The sequence below is a fragment of the Pseudomonas sp. AC193 genome, from assembly GCF_979258075.1.
This window is the reverse complement of record NZ_OZ409832.1, coordinates 1,691,222-1,711,522: the sequence shown is the minus strand read 5'-3', so window position 1 is coordinate 1,711,522 and position 20,301 is coordinate 1,691,222. Positions and strand designations below refer to the sequence as shown.

Sequence of the window (20,301 nt, the reverse complement as noted above, 5' to 3'; positions counted from 1 at the left end):
GGAACCCCTATGTCCAAGACTCAGTTGTTCGACCTCGACGGCAAAATCGCTTTCGTCTCCGGCGCCAGCCGTGGCATCGGCGAAGCCATCGCCAAACTGTTGGCCCAGCAAGGCGCCCACGTCATCGTCTCGAGCCGCAAACTCGACGGCTGCCAGCACGTTGCCGACGCGATCATCGCGGCCGGCGGCAAAGCCACTGCAGTGGCCTGCCACATCGGTGAAATGGAGCAGATTGCCCAAGTGTTCGCCGGCATCAAAGAACAGTTCGGTCGCCTCGATATTCTGGTCAACAACGCCGCGACCAATCCGCAATTCTGCAACGTGCTCGACACCGATCTCGGCGCGTTCCAGAAGACCGTCGACGTGAACATTCGTGGCTACTTCTTCATGTCCGTTGAAGCCGGCAAACTGATGCGCGAAAACGGTGGCGGCAGCATCATCAACGTTGCATCGATCAACGGTATTTCGCCGGGGATCTTCCAGGGCATCTACTCGGTGACCAAGGCTGCGGTGATCAACATGACCAAGGTCTTCGCCAAGGAATGCGCGCAGTTCGGCATCCGCTGCAACGCCCTGCTGCCGGGCCTTACCGACACCAAATTCGCCTCGGCGCTGGTGAAGAACGACGCGATTCTCAAACAAGCGCTGACGCAGATTCCGCTCAAGCGCGTGGCCGATCCGAGCGAAATGGCCGGTGCGGTGCTGTACCTGGCGAGTGATGCATCAAGCTACACCACCGGCGTTGCGCTGAACGTGGATGGCGGTTTCCTCTCCTGATCCCGCTCAAACCCTGAACGGATCCTGCCCCTGTAGGAGCTGCCGCAGGCTGCGATCTCTTGATTTTCGTGGATCAAGATCAAAAGATCGCAGCCTTCGGCAGCTCCTACAGTTTTTTTCAAGCAATGGATCTATTGGGTGACGCAACGGGTGGTGGTGATGTGGCGAGTCACCTGCTCGTCGATGTACATGTCACCGACCACCTCGGTGCTTTCCTGAATCTGACAAGTGCGTTCCGGCGGCGGAGGCGGCGCCACGGGCGGAGGCGGCGGAGGACTGGCACAACCGGCCAACACACCAAAAATAACCAACGGCAACACGCGTTTCCCAAGACTGTTCATAGGACGACCCGCGAAAAATGAGCGACAAACTCCCGCGACCCAACCGACCACGAGAGACCTGACCACTCATTCTTTATAGCCGAGGTGAGTGCAAGCGCCAGTGAAATGGCTGGATTGGGGGAATGGAGCTGTCGATTTTGGGTGGGGATCGCGATTGGATTGCCTGAGAGAGCGCCATCGCGAGCAGGCCTGGCTTCTACCACAGCAAGATCAAAAGATCGCAGCCTTCGGCAGCTCCTACACAGGATGAGCGCAAGGTTGGCTGCCGCGTATATTCTGAAAGCCCCTCACCCTAGCCCTCTCCCAGAGGGAGAGGGGACTGACCGAGGTGTTTGAGCAAGTTACGCCGACCTGAAATACCGCGCCGCACACAAATCCCGAAAAGCCCACCAATCGGCCCCCTCTCCCTCGGGAGAGGGCTGGGGTGAGGGGCAAAAACACCACAAATCCAAATCCAAACACTCCACGCTCTTCACCACTCAATAGGCCGAGTGTCAGCTCGCCTGCTTTTGATTTTGATCTTAGAGCCCGTCGGGAGGCTGAGTGGAGGGATTCATACGGGGACAGCATCGAGAGGAGGTGCAGCGAAGCAAACCGTAGGCGATGCCCCCGGATGAACCCGGAGCGAAGGAACCCGAGCCTTAGCGAGGGCCGGACGTCAGGGCACAGACCTTTGGTTCCTTTGGGCTGGGCCGGCACTCCGGCGTTTGCCAAAGGGACTCGCCGTAAGGGCGAAACCATAATCAGCAACCCCCGCAGCAACGGATATGTACCCCAAAGCCAAATAATCAAAAGATCGCAGCCTTCGGCAGCTCCTACACGGGCTCAGGCCAAGTCGGGGTCTCGAGACGAGCGCAAAGAATTACTCTCCAACTCATAACGCAATTCTTCAATCAACCCCGCCACCGACTCCGCCGTGCGCAACACATCCAGTTTCAACCCACTGACAACCAGATCCACCTGCCCAGACACCGGGTGATAAAGCTTCACCGTCAGCGAATGATCACCATCCACCAGACACTCACACGCCAGCGGCGAAAAACTCTGCTCAAGCTGAGCGCGCAACTGCGCAAGATTCATCATTGAGGCTGTTCCTTTAGCTACTTCGAAGGGACACGGTCACGCAAAAAAAGCCACGCACCGCACCCCACCAGACTAAGAACCACCCGCCCCCACCAGAACCTCAATTTGCACCGGATCAACTAGTGCATTTGCACCCTAACGCTGCCCGCGCCATTCCCCCGAAAACAACCCGCGCTCGCGCGCCCAGACAATCGCCTCACTGCGACTATGAACATCCAGCTTGGAATACACCGTCGCCACATGATTACGCACGGTATTCGGCGCCAGCTTCAGCCGCGCGGCGATCTCCTTGTCCGCCAGTCCCTCACAAATCAGCCCCAACACATCCCGCTCCCGCGCGGTCAGATCGGTAAACGACACACTCGGCAATTGCGGCGAATTGACCTTCTTCACATTCGCCAGCTTCTCGATCAGCGTACGACTGAACCACGAAGCATCCTTCATCACCTCTTCAATCGCCGCCACCAGCTCAAGCTCGGTACGCTTGCGCTCGGTGATGTCCATCAGCACCAGCAAATAACACGGCACATCATGAATATTCACGGTGTCGGCCGACAGCGCACACTCGAGCAAATCAGCGTCCTTGGTGCGCACCCGCACGTCCACCCGATCCACTCGGCCATTGTTCTCAAGCGCCGCGAGCAGACGAGACCGCGCACCGTTGTCATCGATAAAACCAATCTGCGTCACGGTTTTACCGAGCACATCGTCCCCGTCAAAAGCCAGGGTATCGAGAAACGCCTGATTGACGTCGAGCACCCGCTGCTCCTCCGCTGTGCAGATCAGAATCGGCACCGGCGTCAGGCGAAACGCCTTGGCAAACCGCTCCTCACTCTGACGCAGCGCCACCTCGGCCTTGTGCCGCAGCTCCATGTCGACAAAGGAAAACAGCATGCAATCTTCGTCGTTGAGCACCAGCGGTTGCCCGGCGACGATCACCTGTTTGCTGCTGCCATCGGGCAAGCGCAATTCAGCCTGCATCTGCGGAATGGTCTCGACGTCGCGCAGGCGCTGAATGGCCAGATCGCGTTTTTCTGCCTGCTCGTAGATGTCGATTTCATAAGCTGAGGTGCCGATCACCTGCTCGCGGGTATAGCCGGTCATCTCCAGAAACCCCGGATTGACCTTGATATAGCGCAAGTCGCTGATTCGGCAGATCACCGCCGGCGCCGGGTTGGCATTGAAGGTTTTTTCGAAACGCTGCTCAGCGTTGGCCCAGTCGGTGACGTCGCTCATGATCAACACCAGCGACTCGGGCTGCCCCTCGCGATCGGTAAGGATCATGCTGCGCACGCTGTGTACCCAGACGCGTTCCGGGTCATCCGCCGCATTCACTTCGATCAGCACATCATTGAACGCCTCGCAGCGGGCCACGCGGCTGATCGGATAATTCTCGGGCGCCAACGTGTGGTTGTTGCGATAACGCAGGTTGAAACGCTGCGCGTACTCGGCGGCATTGTGGCCCAGCTCACCGATCCGGCTGACGCCATGCATGGCCAGCGCGGCCTCGTTGGCCCAGAGGATGCTCTGATCCCGCTCCAGCAGAATCACCCCGTCGGACAACCCGGCGATGATTTGCTGCAACTGGCGGCGATTGGTTTCGGTGGTCAGGACTTCCTGGCTCATTGGATCTCCACAAGTGATGCGCCATGTGAAGAGTACGACCGCAGCCACCTCTGATCGTGCCACCCTTTTCGTACACACCAAGTCCCCCTGTAGGAGCTGCCGAAGGCTGCGATCTTTTGATTTTGTTTTTTAAAAGCAACATCAAAAGATCGCAGCCTTCGGCAGCTCCTACAGGGGTTGGGGGTTGCCGTTGAGTTCTCGCAGGGTGTCGAGGAAGAGTTTCAGGACGGGGGAGGCATCATCCGCCCGATACGTTGCATACAACGGCACTTCCGGCAGCGCCGGGGTCAGGCGTCGAAACACCAGCCCCGCCGGCGCCAACTGTTCAATCGACGCCGGCAACAGCGCCACGCCAAACCCGGCTCGCACCAAGCTCAGCAACGTCTGCACCTCAATCACCTGCTGCCGTATCTGCGGGGTAAACCCGGCCTGAATGCAGCACTGATAGAGAAAATTAGCGAACCGCGACTGCTTCAACTCCAGCGCCACAAACGGCTCCTGCGCCAGATCCGCCGGGGCCAGCACCTCGCGCTGCGCCAACGGATGATCCGCCGGCATCACCACATGAATCGGCTCGTAAATCAGCAGTTCATTGCGCAACAGCGGGTCGTCATAACCGACACGAAACACGCAGGCATCAATGCGTTTCTCCTTCAACGCCTTGACCTGCGCCGCCGGGGTCATTTCGTGCAGACGCCAGTTGACCTGCGGATAGCGCTCGCGAAACAGGTGCAAAGCCTTGGGCAGCACGCCGACCATCACCGAACTGATCATGCCGATTTCCAGTTCACCGAGCTGACCGCGCCCGGTTTGCCGGGTCAGATCCAGCGCCCGCTCAAGCTGTTCGAACACCAGCGGCGCCTGCTCCTTGAGCATCTGCCCCGCCGCCGTCAGTTCGACCCGATGATGGCTGCGTTCGAACAGCGGCGTGCCCAGTTCCTCTTCCAGCAAACGAATCTGCTGGCTCAGCGGCGGCTGGCAGATGTGCAGGCGTTCGGCGGCGCGACCGAAATGCAACTCATCGGCCAATGCCATGAAGTACCGCAGCAAGCGCAAGTCCATGGCGATTTATCCCAGGCTCAGTGGCGTCGAACGTTGACGAACACCGGTCAGCGCGAACAAGGCATTGGCGATGGCCGGCACCACCGAAGGGCTGCCCAACTCGCCTACGCCACCGGGTTTGCTCGGCTCACCGTCGAGCACGAGGATGTCAGTGGCCGGCATGTCGGACATGCGCGTGACGCGATAGTCGTGGAAGTTGCTCTGCACCACCCTGCCCTGTTTGATGTCGAGCCGATCGAACAACGCGTGACCGAAGCCCCACATCAGACCGCCGTAGATTTGCTCTTCAACACCGCCTGGCGACACCGCCAAACCGCAATCGACCACGCAAGTGAGCTTCTCGACTTTCGGCTTGCCGTCGACTGTCGCGACGCGCGCGACCACCGCGATAAAACTGGTGTAACCCTGATTGGTCGCGATGCCCAGCGCGGTTCCCGGCGGTAATGGTTTACCCCAACCGGCGCGCTCGGCTGCCTGCTTGAGCACCGCCACATGCCGTGGCCGTTCCTGCATATTGGCCAGGCGGAACGCCAGTGGATCTGCACCGGCCGCGTGGGCCAGTTCATCCATGAAACTTTCCACAGCAAACACGTTGGGAATAAAACTCACCGAGCGATACCAGCCGCTCGGCACGTCGCTTTCGTGCTTGACCCAGTTCAGTTCCAGATGCGGCGGACGGTAGGCGAAGTCCCACGCGGTGATCGCTTCGGTGGTGCTGTAATCCATCTTGTCCGGGCGTTCGAAATAGCCCGGCTCCCACTGTTCCGGCGAGGCTGGCGATACCGCGTGCAATTGCAGCGCGCTGAGTTTGCCTTGAGCATCCAGCGCGCCTTTGACCCGATGCAAGGTTGCCGGGTGATTGAACAGCGCGTGCATTTCATCTTCACGGCTGTTGAGCAGTTTCACCGGCACGCCGGTTTTCTGCGCCAGATACGCGACTTCAAACAACCAGTATTTGGCTTCCCGCGCACCGAAACTGCCACCGGAGACCAACTCATGAATGGTGACGTTGGCCTTGTCGATCCCGCACACGGTTTGCGCCGCTTCCAGTGCCGACGACGGCACCTGCACGCCGCCCCAATAGGTGATCGCCTTGTCCTTGACCTGCGCGGTGATGCAGATCGGTTCCAGCGGGTTTTGCACCTTGTAGGGCATGGTGTAATCGGCTTCGATCAGCTTCGCCGCGCCCGCCCATTGCCCGGCGACATCACCTTGGGTCATGGCTTTGACGGTTTGCGCTTGCGGATCGCCGATGGCTTTGGCTTGAGCGCTGAACAACTGCTCGCTGTCGAACCCGGCCAGCGGTGAATCGCTCCACTTGATCTCCAGTACTTTGCGGCCCTGCTGCGCGGCCCAGAACGTATCCGCCAACACGGCGACGCCTTCCAGATTGCCGCCGAGCACATCCGGACGCCCCGGAATCGCCAGCACCTTGCGTACGCCCGGCACTTGCAGAGCCGCCGCTGAATCGACGCTGACGACCTTCGCGCCGACCACCGGCGCACGCTGAATCACCGCCACCAGCATGTCCGGCAATTGCACGTCGATGCTGTACTTGAACCGCCCGCACACCTTGGCCGCCGCATCGCGTTTGTGCCGCAGCTTGCCGATGTATTTGAACTGCGTCGGGTCTTTCAGCGTGACGTGGGTCGGCGCTGGCAGATTCGCCGCGACCCCGACCAGTTCGCCATAACCGAGGCTACGCTTACTCGACGTGTGAACGACGCGACCTTCCTCGGTGGTGCAACTGTCGGGGCTGACTTTCCACTGTTTCGCCGCTGCTGTAATCAACAGCGCCCGCGCCGTGGCACCGGCCATGCGCAAGCGATCGTATTCAAGGGAAACACTGGTGCTGCCGCCCGTGGAGAAGACTTTCCAGACCGGATGAATGTAGGTTTCGAAAAACGGATCTTCCGGGGTAATCACCTGCACGGTCATCGGGTTGACGTCCAGCTCTTCCGCCACGCACGCGGCCAATGCCGTTTGCGTGCCGGTGCCGGAATCGTGCTTGTGCACCACCAGTTTCACCGTGCCGTCGGGAAAGATCCGCACCCAGGCATTCGGCTCAAATTCGTTGGCCGGCGCCATGGCTTTTGGATCGGTGGCTGCGATGCCGCCGGGCAGATAGAGGGCAATCGCCAGTCCGGAAGCGACGGTCGCCGCTTGCTTGAGAAAAACCCGGCGCGGCAGTTCGATGCGGGTGTCGTCGATAAGGCTCATCAGGCCTCCTTCGGCGCATTCGCCGCACGTTTGATCGCTTTATTGATGCGCCCGTAAGTGCCGCAGCGGCAGATATTTCCGGACATGGCGTTGCGGATCGAATCGTCGGTCACCGCCGCACCGGTGTTGAGCAGCGCGGCGGCGGACATGATCTGCCCGGATTGACAGTAGCCGCATTGCGGCACATCTTCGGCGACCCAGGCCAGTTGCAGCGGATGGTTTTCCGTCGGCGACAAACCTTCGATGGTGGTGATGCTGTGGCCCGCGACGGCGGCCGCCGGCAATTGGCAGGAACGCACCGCGACGCCGTCCAGGTGCACGGTGCAGGCACCGCACAGGCCCATGCCGCAGCCGAACTTGGTGCCGGTGAGTTTCAGTTGATCACGCAAGACCCATAACAAGGGCATGGAGGAGGACGCTTCATCCAGCTCGCGTCGTTCGCCGTTAACCGTGAATGCAATCATTGTCAGGCTCCAAAAGAGCGGCCCGTCTTTGTGCGGGCCTGGTCACCGATTATTGGAACCCTGAGCAACACGCGGCCAGCGACGATTTCTGCCAACCGCTGTAAGCAGGACTAACAACATGTACAAGCGATACCCGTCGGTGCAGTCCATGAGCGCGTTTATCCACGCCGCGCGCAGCGGCAGTTTCTCCAGTGCTGCGCGCAAACTGGATCTGACCCACAGCGCGATCAGCCAGCAGATTCGTGCGCTGGAAGATTTCATTGGCCAGCCGTTGTTCGTGCGTGAGGGTGGTGGCAGCAACCTGACCGACGCCGGGCAGTTGTTTGCCAGTGTGTTGTCGGACGGTCTGGCGCAGATTGACCGGGCGATCTCTTCGGTTAAGAACCGCAGCGTGGCGCAACGGTTGACGCTTGATGTCGACAGCGAACTGGCGCAGAGCTGGCTCAATCCGCGCCTGCCGCAGTTGCTCGATGGGCTGCCGGATTACGAGGTGACGTTGCTGTCGATGCCGCGCAGTGATCGCAGCACGTTTGAGCGGGTCGATCTGGCGTTGCGCTATGGCTATGGCGATTGGGACGACTGCGAGATGACGCAGATTTGTTGCGATCGGGTGCTGGCAGTGGCTTCGCCGGATTTGCTGGAACGCTATGGGTTACAGGTGCCGTTGACCCCGGCGCAGATTTTGGAGTTGCCGTTGTTGGGCTATACGCGAAGGTCGTGGATTCCGTGGCTGGATGCGGCCGGAATGACGCCGACCGAACCGCCGGCACGGGTGATTTTTGATAATGCGGCCAACCTGATCGCCGCTGCCGAAGCGGGCGTTGGTGCGGGGCTGGTGCGTGGATTGCTCGCGGCTGATGCGTTGCGCAGTGGGCGGTTGGTGGCGTTGAACGAGGCGCAGATTGCGGCGCATTACAACCTTTACGCGGTGTGGCCGCATGGGCAGGCGGAGCGTGTGGCGCCGGTGGTTGAGGCGATCAAACTGTTGGCTTTGCGTACACAATTTTGACGCTATCGCGAGCAGGCTCACTCCTACAATTGGAATGCGCTCCCCTGTGGGAGCGAGCCTGCTCGCGAAGAGGCGAGCACAATTACCGAAGATCAAAAGATCGCAGCCTGCGGCAGCTCCTACACCGATCCCCGTAGGAGCTGCCGAAGGCTGCGATCTTTTGATTTTGCTAAAAGGCCCATATCGAACGCATATCACCACCCCGCCCAATTAATATTGTACGAACCCCTCCCCCTTTCCAATACTCGCCCTCAGCAGCCACCCACCCGGGCCGGATGCGAACAGGCGAGGGAATGCGCGAGTCTTGCGCATAGAAACGGCCGATTGCCCGGGACGTGGATGCCGAGAGCCGCAAGGCTCCCTTCCCCGCTATCAGGAGATCGACTGCAATGATCATCGATATCAGCTGCTATCCCACCGATCTGGTGGACCTCGCCTGGAGGCATGACGGTGACCCGTTCACCGGCGAGCGTCTGCTGGAGATGATGGATGGCCCGTACATGGTCAACGGCAAGCCTCGCCGCATTGACAAAGCCTTCATCCAGCCGCCGCAAGGCAACACGATTTACACCTGGACCGACGGCGACCTGACCGGCCGCGAATCCATCGACGCCTACATGGCCTACACCCTGAAAATGGTGCAGACCTACCCGGATCGTTTCATCGGCTGCTTCGTTTACAACCCGCGCTGCGGCGTGGAAAACGGCGTCGAGGCGATCGAGCGCTACGTCAAGGAACACGGTTTCGGCATGGTGCAGATGCAGGCCAACATGCACGCCTACCGTCCTGACCGCGCACTCGACTGGGTGCGCCCATGCTTCGAGAAGTGCGCCGAGCTGGGCATTCCGGTCAAGCTGCACACCGGCGACGGCCCTTACAGCATCCCGTCGGAATGGGTGCCGATGATCAAGGAATTCCCCAACGTCAATTTCATCATGGCCCACTTCGGCGTGCAGACCGGTGGCGTCTACGTGTTCGAACCGATGCAATGGGCGATGGAATTGCCCAACGTCTACTGCGAATCCGGCTGGTGCCTGCAATCGCGGATCGTCGAATTCGCCAAGGTCTTGCCGACGCACAAGATCCTCTTCGGCACCGACACACCGCCGAACGAACCGGGCATGTGGCTGCGCCTGCTCGAAGTGCTCTGCCACGAACCGCCGCAAGGCCTGAACCTCGACGAGGACACCCTCGAAGACTACTTGGGCAACAACACCGCGCGGATGATCGGCCTTGAGCCAACCCCGCCACCACGTTCCGTTTCCGAAGCAGAGGCGCAACTCAAGCGCCCCGTCTCCACTCAACTGGCCAGGAGCTGAACCGATGATCATCGACACCCATCTGCACCCAACGAATCTGGTCGACGAGGCCTGGCGCCACACCGGCGAACCGTTCACCGGCGAGCGCATGCTCAAGCTTATGGACGGCCCGTACATGATCAACGGCAAACCACGCCGCATCGACATGGGTTTCATCCAGCCGCCACCGGGCAACACCGGTTATCGCGACGGCAACCGCCGGGGCCGCGAAGGCGTGCGCGACTACATGTCGTACATCGCCGAACTGTGCATGAAGTACCCGGATCGCTTCATCGGCAACTTCAACTTCAACCCGCGCTGGGGACCGGAAAACGGTGCGGCGGAGCTGGAATTCCACATCAAGGAATACGGTTTCAAGATGCTCAAGCTGCACGCCAACATGCACGGCTATCGCCCGGATCGCGCACTCGACTGGCTGCGTCCGGCGATGAAGGTCTGCGCCAAGTACAACATCGTCGTGCTGATCCACACCGGCGACGGCCCGTACACGATTCCGACGATGTTCTACCCGATCATCCGCGAGTTCCCGATGGTCAATTTCATCATCGGCCACTTCGGTATCCAGACCGGCGGCAACTACTCGTTCGAAGCGTTCTGGATGGCGATGGACACGCCGAACGTGTACTGCGAATCGGGCTGGTGCTTCCAGTCGCGGATCGTCGAATTCGCCAAGGAACTGCCGCGCAACAAGATCGTGTTCGGCACCGATTCGCCGCCGAATGAGCCGGGAATGTGGCTGCGGGAACTGGAGGTGTTGTGCTCGCCGGCGCCGCAGGGCTTGGGAATTGACGAGGATCATCTCGAAGACTACCTGGGCAACAACATTGCAAGGTTGTGCGGGATCGAACCGACGCCACCGCCGAAGGATCTGGCCGAGGCCGACATACGCCTGACCACGACGTACTTGTAGATACACACAACCCAATGTGGGAATGGAGTTTCCTGTGGTGAGGGGATTTATCCCCGTTCGGCTGCGAAGCAGTCGTAAAACCGGCAACCGCGGTCTGCCTGATGCAGCGCGGTGGCAGGATTTGGGGCCGCTTCGCAGCCCAACGGGGATAAATCCCCTCGCCACGAAGGCCCTCGCCACAAGGGATCTGTGCACAGAGCACACAGCGACTTTACAGGCACGAAGATGACCCGGCGTTCGTTCGACCGGCAGGCCAACGGCTGGCCGCGCGAACGCCCTCTCACCCCTGCGTGCCTGCTTTTTACGAGGTGAGACCATGACCCGTTCGACGCTCGGCGATTCTCAGGACTTTCACGTTTTCATCGACGCCTATCGCCGTGAGTACCCGGACGATGTGCTGACCGTCACTCAACCGATTTCTGCCGATCAGGACGTCACCGCCCTGGTCGATGCCCTCGCCGCCCAGGGCCGCGATCCGCTGCTGATCTGCGAAAACGTCGGCCACCTCGGCGTGCCGGTGGCGACCAATCTGTTCGCCTCCCGAACCCGCATCGCCCGGCTGTTCGGCGTCACCCCGGCGCAACTGCACGAAACCTTTCAAACCCGCGCCAACCAACCCATCGCCCCGCGCTATGTAGAAAACGGCCCGATCCTCGATGAAGTCTTCGAAGGCGAAGCGCTGGATCTGGCGCTGCTGCCGATGCTCAAGCATTTCGACAGCGACCGCGGCCCGTACATCACCAACGCAATCATCGTTGCCGAAGACCCGCTGACCGGCATCGCCAACATGAGCTATCACCGCTCGATGCGCCACGCCCGCCAGGCCCTCGCCACCAGCCTGCATTCACGCGGTCATTTGTGGCGGATGCTGCAAACCGCGCGCGAACGTGGCGAAGAATTGCGTGTGGCCATGGTGGTCGGTGCGCACCCACTGTTCATGCTCGCCGCCGCTGCACGCTTGCCCTATGGCGCCGATGAACGCGCCGTCGCTGGCGGGCTGTTTGGTGCGCCGCTGGAGTTAGTGAAAACCCCGCGCTACGGCATCGGTGTACCGGCGTATGCCGAGTTTGTTCTGGAAGGCGCGATTGACCCGGCGGCCTATGCCGAGGAAGGCCCGTTCGGTGAATTCAGCGGTTATTCCTCGGATCGCTCGACCAACAATGTGCTGCGTGTCGACACCCTGTTAAAGCGCAAGGACGCCTGGCTGGTCGACGTTATGGGTGGCCGCTACGCCGAGCATTTGACCCTCGCCCGCCTGCCGCGCGAAGCGGAGATGAGCGAAAAACTCAAGGCACGTTTCCCCGCCGTCACCGCCGTGCATTACCCGAATTCCGGCACGCATTTTCACTGCTACGTGGCGCTGGATCAGAGCCGCGACGGCGAGGCGCGGCAGATCATGTTGGCCCTGCTCGGCTGGGATCCGTACCTGAAAACGGTGATCGCGGTGGACAGCGATATCGACATCAGCGATGACAGCCAGGTGCTGTGGGCACTGGCCACACACTTTCAGCCGCATCTGGATATTTTCACCATCGATGGTTTGCCCGGTAGTCCGCTCGATCCTTCGTCGTCGGTCAACGGCACTACTTCGCGGATGGGCCTGGATGCGACTCGCGGTTCCGGGTTTGACGGGATCAAGGCGCAGCTGGATCAGGATGTACTCGAACGCGCGCGGGTTTTGCTCAAAGGACTGGAATCGTGAACCGGCAACGGATGGTCGTCGGCATCAGCGGCGCGTCCGGCTTCATCTACGGCGTGCGCTTGCTGCAATTGCTCGCTGAACTGGACATCGAAAGCCACCTGATCATCAGTCGCGCTGCGCTGCTGACCATGGCCCACGAGACCGACTACAAACTCGCCGACGTCACTGCGCTGGCCAGTCATTACCACCGCGCCGATGACGTCGCCGCCGGGATTGCCAGCGGTTCGTTTCGCTGCCTCGGCATGGTGGTTGCGCCGTGCTCGATGAGGACGCTGGCGGAGATTGCCACTGGCACCTCATCGGGGCTGATCGGCCGTGCTGCCGACGTCACGCTCAAGGAGCGCCGCACGCTGGTGTTGATGGCCCGCGAAACCCCGCTGACCCTCGCCCACCTGCGCAACATGACCGCCGTCACCGAGATGGGCGGAATCATCGCCCCGCCGGTGCCCGCGTTCTACGCCCGCCCGGAAAACCTCGCGCAAATGGTCGACCACAGCCTCGGCCGCGTGCTCGACCTGTTCGGCCTCGATGCGGGCGTTGCCAGCCGCTGGCAAGAACACCCGGATCCAACTGTGGAAATCAATAACTGTGGCGAGGGGATTTATCCCCGCTCGGCTGCGAAGCAGTCGCAAAACCTGTGAATGAGGTTTTCCTGACACAGCGCGATTGCAGGTTTTGGGGCCGCTTCGCGACCCAACGGGGATAAATCCCCTCGCCACAGGGTTTACACAGAAAAGCAGCATCACCCCGAATTCAGTGTGCACCGGTCAATCAAAGGAGCCTCACCATGAACACCCCATTCAACGCCCCAACCCGCAACACCAAAATCCCCGTGACCATCCTCACCGGTTTCCTCGGTGCCGGTAAAACCACCTTGCTCAACTACATCCTCAAAGAAAACCACGGCCGCAAAATCGCCGTGATCGAAAACGAATTCGGTGAAGTCGGTATCGACGGCGACCTCGTCCTCAGCTCCGAGACCGAAGAAATCTACGAGATGGTCAACGGCTGCGTGTGCTGCACCGCCGAAGTTCGCGAGGACTTGGTGCGCATCGTCCGCGAACTGGTCGCGCGTCCGGTGCGGCTTGACCACATACTTATCGAGACCAGCGGCCTGGCCGATCCGTACCCGGTGGCGCAGAGCTTTTTCATCAATGACCCGATCGCCGATGAAGTCGAACTCGACGCCATCGTGACCATGGTCGACGCCAAGCACATCGCCCAGCACCTGGAGGATCTGCAACTCGACGGCGTCGACAATCAGGCAGTGGATCAGATTGTTTGCGCCGATCGGATTGTCATCAACAAGGTCGATCTGGTCAGCGCTGAAGAAGTGGAAACCTTGCGCGGCAAGATCCGTGGCTTGAATGCCACGGCAGATCTGGTGACCTCGACCCACGCGCAAATCGATCTGACGAAGATCCTCGGCATCGGCGCGTTTGAATGCACGCAGAAGCTGATGGAAATCGGCGCGGATCAGCACGATCACGATCACCACGACCATGAGCATCACGCTGAGCACTCTATTGAAGAGCAGGATCACCAACATGACCCAAGCGTGTCATCGGTGGGCATCGCTGTGGACGGCGCGGTCAACCTGATGGCGTTCCATCGCTGGATCAGCGAGCTGCGCTCCTCCCAGGCCGACAACCTCTATCGCATGAAAGGTGTGCTCGCCGTGGCCAATGAAGACCAGCGCTACGTGCTGCAAGGCGTGCACAGCCTGGTGGAATTTCGCGCCTCGACCGCGTGGGGCACGGAGCCCCGCTCGAGCAAGATCGTGTTCATCGGCCGCGACCTGGATCGCGCGGCCCTGAACCAAGGCTTCGCCGCCTGCCTGGCAGGCTGAAACAAGGCATCGGAGCCGGTGGATGGCGGCTTCGGGCACATGTGTACGAATGACTGATGCCACAAAACCTGTAGGAGTGAGCCTGCTCGCGATAGCGGTGTGTCATTGAGCAATCATGGTGACTGATTCACCGCTATCGCGAGCAGGCTCACTCCTACAGGGGATCTGCAGACGGCATCAGACGAATACCCCTCTCTACCGCATAAAAACAGCCAGAGGTGTTTCCCCATGTCGTCAGCCACATCCCCATCAAAAACCGCATCCACCGTGCACCCCGTCGACCGCGTTTTGCCGGTGCGACAGATGCTCACCCTCGGCCTGCAACACATGGCCGTCTCGTACATCGGCGCCATCGCCGTGCCGTTGATTGTCGCCAGTGCCCTGAAAATGTCTCACGCCGACACGGTGGTGTTGATCAGTACCACGCTGTTCTGTTCCGGCATCGCCACCCTTCTGCAAACCGTCGGCTTCTGGAAATTCGGCGTGCGCCTGCCGATTCTGCAAGGCGTGGCTTTCAGCAGCGTTGGCCCGGTGATCGCCATCGGCAGCAACCCGGAGGTGGGGTTCGCCGGGGTCTGCGGGGCGGTGATCGGCGCGGGGATTTTTACCATGCTGATGGCGCCCTTCGTCGGTCGATTACGGCGGTTTTTTCCGCCCGTGGTCACCGGTTGCATCGTCACCGTGATCGGTTTACAGCTGTTCCCGATTGCCTATGAATGGGTTGGCGGCGGGCGCAACGCGAGCAACTTCGGCGCGCCGGCGTTCCTCGGTGTGGCGGTGGTGGTGTTGCTGACGATCCTGTTGGTCAACCGTTATGGCAGCCCGATGCTGCGCAACATGGCGGTGTTGATCGGGATGCTGGTTGGCGCCGGTCTGGCCTACGGTCTGGGCATGGGCAGTTTTCACAGCGTCGAAGATGCACCGTGGCTGACCGTGCCCTACCCGTTCTATTTCGGCCTGCCGACCTTCAGCCTGATCCCCATCGCGACCATGGTGGTGGTGATGATCGTGCAGATGGTCGAGTCAATGGGGCTGTTCGTGGCCATCGGCGACATTGTCGAAAAACCGGTCGAGGACAAACAGGTCATCAACGGTCTGCGCGCTAATGGTTTGGCCAGCACCATCGCCGGGATGTTCGCCGCGTTTCCCTTCATCGCCTTCATGGAAAACGTCGGCCTGGTGATCCTCACCGGCGTGCGCAGCCGTTGGGTGGTCGCGGTCAGCGGCTTGCTGATGTGCTCGATTGCCTTGGTGCCGAAGGCCGGCGCGATCATCGCTTCGATGCCGACCGCCGCCCTCGGTGGCGCTGGCATTGCGATGTTCGGCGTGGTCGCGGCGGCGGGCATTCAGACCCTCGCCAAAGTCGATTACGAGCGCAATCGCTACAACGTGCTGATCGTCGGTTTCACCATCGCCGCCGCGCTGGTGCCGGTGCTCGCCCCCACCTTGTTCAAACAACTCCCCGAGTGGTCGCAGCCGTTCCTGCACAGCAGCGTGGTTATCGCTTGCCTGGTGTCGGTGCTGCTCAACGCCGCGCTGAATGGCGTCAGCGTGCCGGAAACCACCGCCAGTAAATCCGCCTCGCACATCCTTTAGTTTGGAGCTGCCCATGACTCAACTTCAGAACATCCTGATCAAAAACCCGGTCGCGGTGATGACCGGCCTGCGCGGCCCTCGCGCGCGGGCCGGGGCCGTGGACATCCGCGTGGTCAACGGTCGCATCGCCGAAATGGCCGCGAACCTTGAACCACAACCCGGCGAACGGCTGATCGACGCGCGCAACTGCGTGATCTATCCGGGCTGGATCAACACCCACCATCACCTGTTCCAGAACCTGCTCAAAGCCGTGCCCGCAGGTCTCAATCAGGATCTGCAAGGCTGGCTGGCCAGCGTGCCCTACCCGCGCCTCAACCGCTTTACCCCGCAACTGGCGCGGATTGCTGCACGGCTAGGCATGGTCGAATTGCTGCTGTCCGGCGTCACCACCTGCGCCGATCACCACTACCTCTACCACGCTCACGGCAGCACCGAGACCGGCGACTTGCTGTTCGACATGGCCGATGAATTTGGCCTGCGCTTTGTGCTGTGCCGTGGCGGCGCGCTGGAATCGGCGAGCGCACATCCGGGCTTCTCGAAAACCGCGCTGCAACCGGAAAGCCTCGAGCAAATGGTCGGCGATATCGAGCGGCTGAAATCGCTGTATCACCAGGACACTCCAGACGCGATGCGCCGCGTGGTTGTCGCGCCAACCACGCCAACGTTCTCGCTGCCGCCGACGCTGCTGCGTGAACTCGCCCACACCGCACGCGGCCTCGGTTTGCGTCTGCACACACATTTGTCGGAAACGCAGAACTACGTGAATTTCTGCCGTGAAAAATACAACTGCCTGCCGGTGGAATTCGTCGCCGAACACGAATGGCTCGGCCCCGACGTTTGGTTCGCCCACGCCGTACACCTGCAACCGGGCGAAATCCGCATGCTCGCGCAGACCGGCACCGGCATCTCCCACTGCCCGGTGAGCAATGCGCGGCTGGGCAGCGGCGTCGCGCCAGTGCCGCAGATGTACGAGGCAGGTGTGCCGATTTCCCTGGGCGTGGATGGCGTAGCGTCGAATGAATCCGGAAGCATGGTCGGCGAGGCCAACACCGCGTGGCTGATCCACCGCGCCGAACAAGGCGCCTCGGCGACCACCGCTGAAGACGTCATTCACTGGGGCACGGCGGGTGGCGCACAGGTGTTGGGGCTCGGCGCGGTTGGCACTTTGGAAGTCGGGCAAGCGGCGGATTTGGTCGTCTACAGCCTCGACCACCCACGGTTCTACGGCTTCCACGACAGCGCCGTCGCGCCGGTGGTTGCGGGCGAACCGATCACGGTGAAATACAGCCTGGTCGGCGGCAGGATTGTGGTCGACAACGGCGTAATCCCCGGCCTGGACATCGAACGCATGCGCGCCGAAGCGTGGGAAGGCGTGCAACAACTGATGAACGTTGACGACTGACCAAAACCCACCACAAACCCCTTGTAGGAGTGAGCCTGCTCGCGATAGCGGTGTATCAGTCAGAGTTAATGTGGCTGACAGACCGCTATCGCGAGCAGGCTCACTCCTACAGGGGATTGCGGTGCATTCGCGCCTTCCGGGTTTGTCGTCTAACGTTACTCCCTCATCGGACTGAGCCCATGGGCTCTTGATCAAGGAGAGACTGATGGCGTCGCGTGGCACGATCGAACAGACCTACCGCACCTGGTCCAGCCCCATTTTGCTGGAGCTGAAAAAGCGCGAACACCAAATGGCGCCGTTCGAGCGTCAGGCGCTGGAGAATGTGTTGGTGGAGAGGCGGTTGCTGGATGTTGGCAATCCGCAGGGCAATGATCGCCGAACAAAAAACCTCACCCTGGATTAATCGCGTAACCCAACTGCACGCATGAATGACTTGTAGGAGTGAGCCTGCTCGCGATGGCGGTACATCAGACAATATTGCATTGTCTGACAGCCCGTTATCGCGAGCAGGCTCACTCCTACAAATTCCATATGCGTTTTCAGGATTTGCTACAGGGGGCCACTGAAAGGCTCAGCTTCAGCAGTTCTTTGCGTAACATCGATGGCTCGACAACAGCCATTCCAGAGCACCATCCAAACTGCATCAGCCTATTCAGCTTTTGTTGACTGAGTTCGGGTTCAACCAGCAAGCAACTTTTCCGGTCGCGGATGCTGATGACATTCAGCATCCAGTCATCGCCCTGCTCCGCCATCCATTGGCTGATCGCTGGCCGATGCTTTTGCAGCAACGCATCGGCATCCCACACGGTCATTTGTGCGAAGACTTGCGGCAGATTACTTTCGGGTTTCAGTCGTTTCAGGTCGGCTGCCAAGGCATTGGCAAGGTCTGATTCGATGCTGGCCTGGCATTCGAGGAAGTATTTCTCGGGCCAGTCGGTCGCGAGTTTCGCCCGAAACGCGAGTTCGGCGTAGGCGTCGATGTCCGCTGCGGTGGTCATCTGGCTGGTGAAGTTCAGGGTGTTGTCGAGGATCGCGGTGGCCAACAGTGCGGCGCTTTGTTCGCTGATTTTTGCTAGCAAGTCTGAGGTCTGCCAACGCTGAAAGACCTGAGTTGCCGCAGCGCCGATCGGGCGGATGTCGGCGGCTGAACCGAGTTTCTTTGCCCAGTAATCTTCGTAACCTGGATGATGGTCGATGACTTCCACGACCTGATCGAGCACGACCAATGGATCGAAATGGTGATAGTCGGATACGTCGACCAAGATGAATTCGTCAGTCAGCGATGGTTCATGCGTTTGAAAAGCGCGACCCCAAGCAAGCACGGTTTTCGAGACGCTGGCGTTGGGTTTTGCGCTGCTGACGACGCGGGCGGGGATGCCCTGCAGATTGAGTAATTCGGCGTAGGCGATGCAGCAGGCGTAGGCGTCGATGTCCAGATAGGACGCGCCGGAGGTGATGATTTTCATGGGCGGCAACGTCGCACATTTTCATGACATTTGCGTGTCAGCAAAAAGATCGCAGCCTCGTTTCACTCGACAGCTCCTACAGAGATGAACACAAATCCCATGTAGGAGCTGCCGAAGGCTGCGATCTTTTGATCTTCAAGCCGCGCGTTGTCCCCCAGCCACCGCCGCCGAAGCCGCGAGCATCGCCCGCAACAACACCGCACACCCAGCCGCCAGATCATCCGGCGCGGCATTCTCGATTTCGTTGTGGCTGATCCCGCCTTCACACGGCACGAAAATCATCCCCGCTGGCCCAAGTTCGGCGAGGAAGATTGCGTCGTGGCCAGCGCCGCTGACGATGTCCATGTGCGACAACCCCAAGCCTTTCGCCGCGCCGCGCACCGCTTCCACGCAGCCTTTTTCGAAATACAGCGGCGGGAAGTCGGCGGTGGGGGTCAGTTCATAAGTCAGGCCATGTTCCTCACAAGCCGCTTCGATGACCTGCTTCACTTCAGCAATCATCGAATTCAGCCGCGCCGGTTCCAGATGCCGGAAATCGAGGGTCATGCGCACTTCGCCGGGGATGACGTTGCGCGAGCCGGGATAGGCTTGCAGGCAGCCGACCGTGCCGCAGGCGTGCGGTTGATGGCCGAGGGCGGCGCGATTGACGGCGCCGACGATGACCGAGGCGCCGACCAGTGCATCTTTGCGCAGGTGCATCGGTGTTGGGCCGGCGTGGGCCTCGACGCCGCGCAGTTTCAGATCGAACCACTTCTGCCCCAGCGCACCGAGCACCACGCCGATGGTTTTCTGTTCGTCTTCAAGGATCGGGCCTTGTTCGATGTGAGCTTCGAAATAGGCGCCGACCTTGTGCCCGCTGACTTTGCGCGGGCCGGCGTAGCCGATCGCATTGAGTGCTTCGCCGACCGTGATGCCCTCGGCATCGACCTTGGCCAGCGTTTCTTCGAGGGTGAATTTTTCGGCGAACACGCCGGAGCCCATCATGCATGGCGCGAAGCGTGAGCCTTCTTCGTTCGTGTCCAGACCACCACTTCCAGCGGCGCTTCGGTTTCCACGCCGAGGTCGTTGAGTGTGCGCAGAACCTCGACGCCAGCGAGCACACCGAAGCAGCCGTCGAACTTGCCACCGGTGGGTTGCGTGTCGATGTGGCTGCCGGTCATCACTGGCGGCAGGTCGGGATTGCGCCCCGGCCGGCGGGCAAAGATGTTGCCGACGGCATCGACCGTGACGCTGCACCCGGCGTCCTTGCACCATTGCACGAACAGGTCGCGGGCCTGGCGGTCGAGGTCGGTCAGGGCCAGGCGACAGACCCCTCCCTTAACTGTGGCGCCGAGCTTGGCCAGCTCCATGAGCGAGGCCCAGAGGCGATCGCGGTTGATGTGCTGATGGGTCGATTGCAGAACGTCTACGGCTGCATTCATGGGGATCTCCTCAGGCTGCTTTTCTTATGGATATTGCTGGGGTGTCTGTCAGGC

At 60.6% G+C, this 20,301-nt stretch carries 17 protein-coding genes and 1 pseudogene; 10 read left to right on the top strand and 8 right to left on the bottom strand.

Annotated elements, in window-relative coordinates:
• Positions 1-9: 9 nt before the first annotated feature.
• Positions 10-777, top strand: a complete 768-nt coding sequence (locus ACZZ0D_RS07900) for an SDR family oxidoreductase (RefSeq protein WP_007911074.1) — start codon at positions 10-12, stop codon at positions 775-777.
• Positions 778-908: 131 nt separating this feature from the next.
• On the opposite strand, the gene ACZZ0D_RS07895 is transcribed toward ACZZ0D_RS07900, so the two are convergent.
• The 6 genes from ACZZ0D_RS07895 to ACZZ0D_RS07870 form a co-directional block, all read right to left on the bottom strand.
• Positions 909-1,118: a hypothetical protein gene (locus ACZZ0D_RS07895; RefSeq protein ID WP_053121366.1), complete on the bottom strand. Its 210-nt coding sequence runs from the start codon at positions 1,116-1,118 to the stop codon at positions 909-911.
• An 825-nt stretch (positions 1,119-1,943) separates the two neighbouring features.
• Positions 1,944-2,201: a DUF1652 domain-containing protein gene (locus tag ACZZ0D_RS07890; RefSeq protein WP_053121368.1), complete on the bottom strand. Its 258-nt coding sequence runs from the start codon at positions 2,199-2,201 to the stop codon at positions 1,944-1,946.
• A gap of 135 nt (positions 2,202-2,336) precedes the next feature.
• On the bottom strand, positions 2,337-3,827 hold the full coding sequence (locus ACZZ0D_RS07885; protein WP_053121370.1) for a helix-turn-helix transcriptional regulator: 1,491 nt from the start codon (positions 3,825-3,827) through the stop codon (positions 2,337-2,339).
• A 168-nt stretch (positions 3,828-3,995) separates the two neighbouring features.
• Positions 3,996-4,889 (bottom strand): LysR substrate-binding domain-containing protein, encoded by an 894-nt coding sequence (locus tag ACZZ0D_RS07880; protein WP_053121372.1) that lies wholly within the window; start codon positions 4,887-4,889, stop codon positions 3,996-3,998.
• A gap of 6 nt (positions 4,890-4,895) precedes the next feature.
• The gene (locus ACZZ0D_RS07875; RefSeq protein WP_463552853.1) at positions 4,896-7,109 is read right to left on the bottom strand and encodes a xanthine dehydrogenase family protein molybdopterin-binding subunit; all 2,214 of its coding nucleotides are present in this window, start codon (positions 7,107-7,109) and stop codon (positions 4,896-4,898) included.
• Positions 7,109-7,573, bottom strand: coding sequence for a (2Fe-2S)-binding protein (locus tag ACZZ0D_RS07870; protein ID WP_159815707.1), 465 nt, complete (start codon positions 7,571-7,573; stop codon positions 7,109-7,111). The genes ACZZ0D_RS07875 and ACZZ0D_RS07870 overlap by 1 nt, the downstream gene beginning before the upstream one ends.
• 118 nt (positions 7,574-7,691) lie before the next feature.
• On the opposite strand from ACZZ0D_RS07870, the gene ACZZ0D_RS07865 reads away from it, so the two are divergent.
• The 9 genes from ACZZ0D_RS07865 (at position 7,692) to ACZZ0D_RS07825 (ending at position 17,763) form a co-directional block, all read left to right on the top strand.
• On the top strand, positions 7,692-8,582 hold the full coding sequence (locus tag ACZZ0D_RS07865) for a LysR substrate-binding domain-containing protein (protein ID WP_463552852.1): 891 nt from the start codon (positions 7,692-7,694) through the stop codon (positions 8,580-8,582).
• Between the two features lie 389 nt (positions 8,583-8,971).
• A complete protein-coding gene (locus ACZZ0D_RS07860) occupies positions 8,972-9,901 on the top strand; it encodes an amidohydrolase family protein (RefSeq protein WP_463552851.1) in 930 nt (309 codons plus the stop codon).
• Between the two features lie 4 nt (positions 9,902-9,905).
• Positions 9,906-10,811: an amidohydrolase family protein gene (locus ACZZ0D_RS07855; RefSeq protein ID WP_008081961.1), complete on the top strand. Its 906-nt coding sequence runs from the start codon at positions 9,906-9,908 to the stop codon at positions 10,809-10,811.
• A 316-nt stretch (positions 10,812-11,127) separates the two neighbouring features.
• The gene (locus ACZZ0D_RS07850; protein ID WP_463552850.1) at positions 11,128-12,513 is read left to right on the top strand and encodes a UbiD family decarboxylase; all 1,386 of its coding nucleotides are present in this window, start codon (positions 11,128-11,130) and stop codon (positions 12,511-12,513) included.
• 11 nt (positions 12,514-12,524) lie between these two features.
• Positions 12,525-13,154 carry a UbiX family flavin prenyltransferase gene (locus ACZZ0D_RS07845; protein WP_463554771.1) on the top strand — a complete coding sequence of 210 codons (630 nt, stop codon included), beginning with the start codon at positions 12,525-12,527 and terminating at the stop codon, positions 13,152-13,154.
• A 146-nt stretch (positions 13,155-13,300) separates the two neighbouring features.
• The gene (locus tag ACZZ0D_RS07840; protein ID WP_282358471.1) at positions 13,301-14,362 is read left to right on the top strand and encodes a CobW family GTP-binding protein; all 1,062 of its coding nucleotides are present in this window, start codon (positions 13,301-13,303) and stop codon (positions 14,360-14,362) included.
• A 228-nt stretch (positions 14,363-14,590) separates the two neighbouring features.
• Entirely contained in the window at positions 14,591-15,958 is a 1,368-nt protein-coding gene (locus ACZZ0D_RS07835) for a nucleobase:cation symporter-2 family protein (protein WP_159814670.1), read from the top strand.
• Positions 15,959-15,971: 13 nt separating this feature from the next.
• On the top strand, positions 15,972-17,360 hold the full coding sequence (locus tag ACZZ0D_RS07830) for an amidohydrolase family protein (RefSeq protein ID WP_463552849.1): 1,389 nt from the start codon (positions 15,972-15,974) through the stop codon (positions 17,358-17,360).
• 205 nt (positions 17,361-17,565) lie between these two features.
• Entirely contained in the window at positions 17,566-17,763 is a 198-nt protein-coding gene (locus ACZZ0D_RS07825) for a hypothetical protein (protein WP_463552848.1), read from the top strand.
• A gap of 136 nt (positions 17,764-17,899) precedes the next feature.
• On the opposite strand, the gene ACZZ0D_RS07820 is transcribed toward ACZZ0D_RS07825, so the two are convergent.
• Positions 17,900-18,826 (bottom strand): DHH family phosphoesterase, encoded by a 927-nt coding sequence (locus ACZZ0D_RS07820; protein ID WP_463552847.1) that lies wholly within the window; start codon positions 18,824-18,826, stop codon positions 17,900-17,902.
• A 135-nt stretch (positions 18,827-18,961) separates the two neighbouring features.
• Positions 18,962-20,247 (bottom strand): annotated as a pseudogene (locus ACZZ0D_RS07815) (Zn-dependent hydrolase).
• Positions 20,248-20,301: the final 54 nt, after the last annotated feature.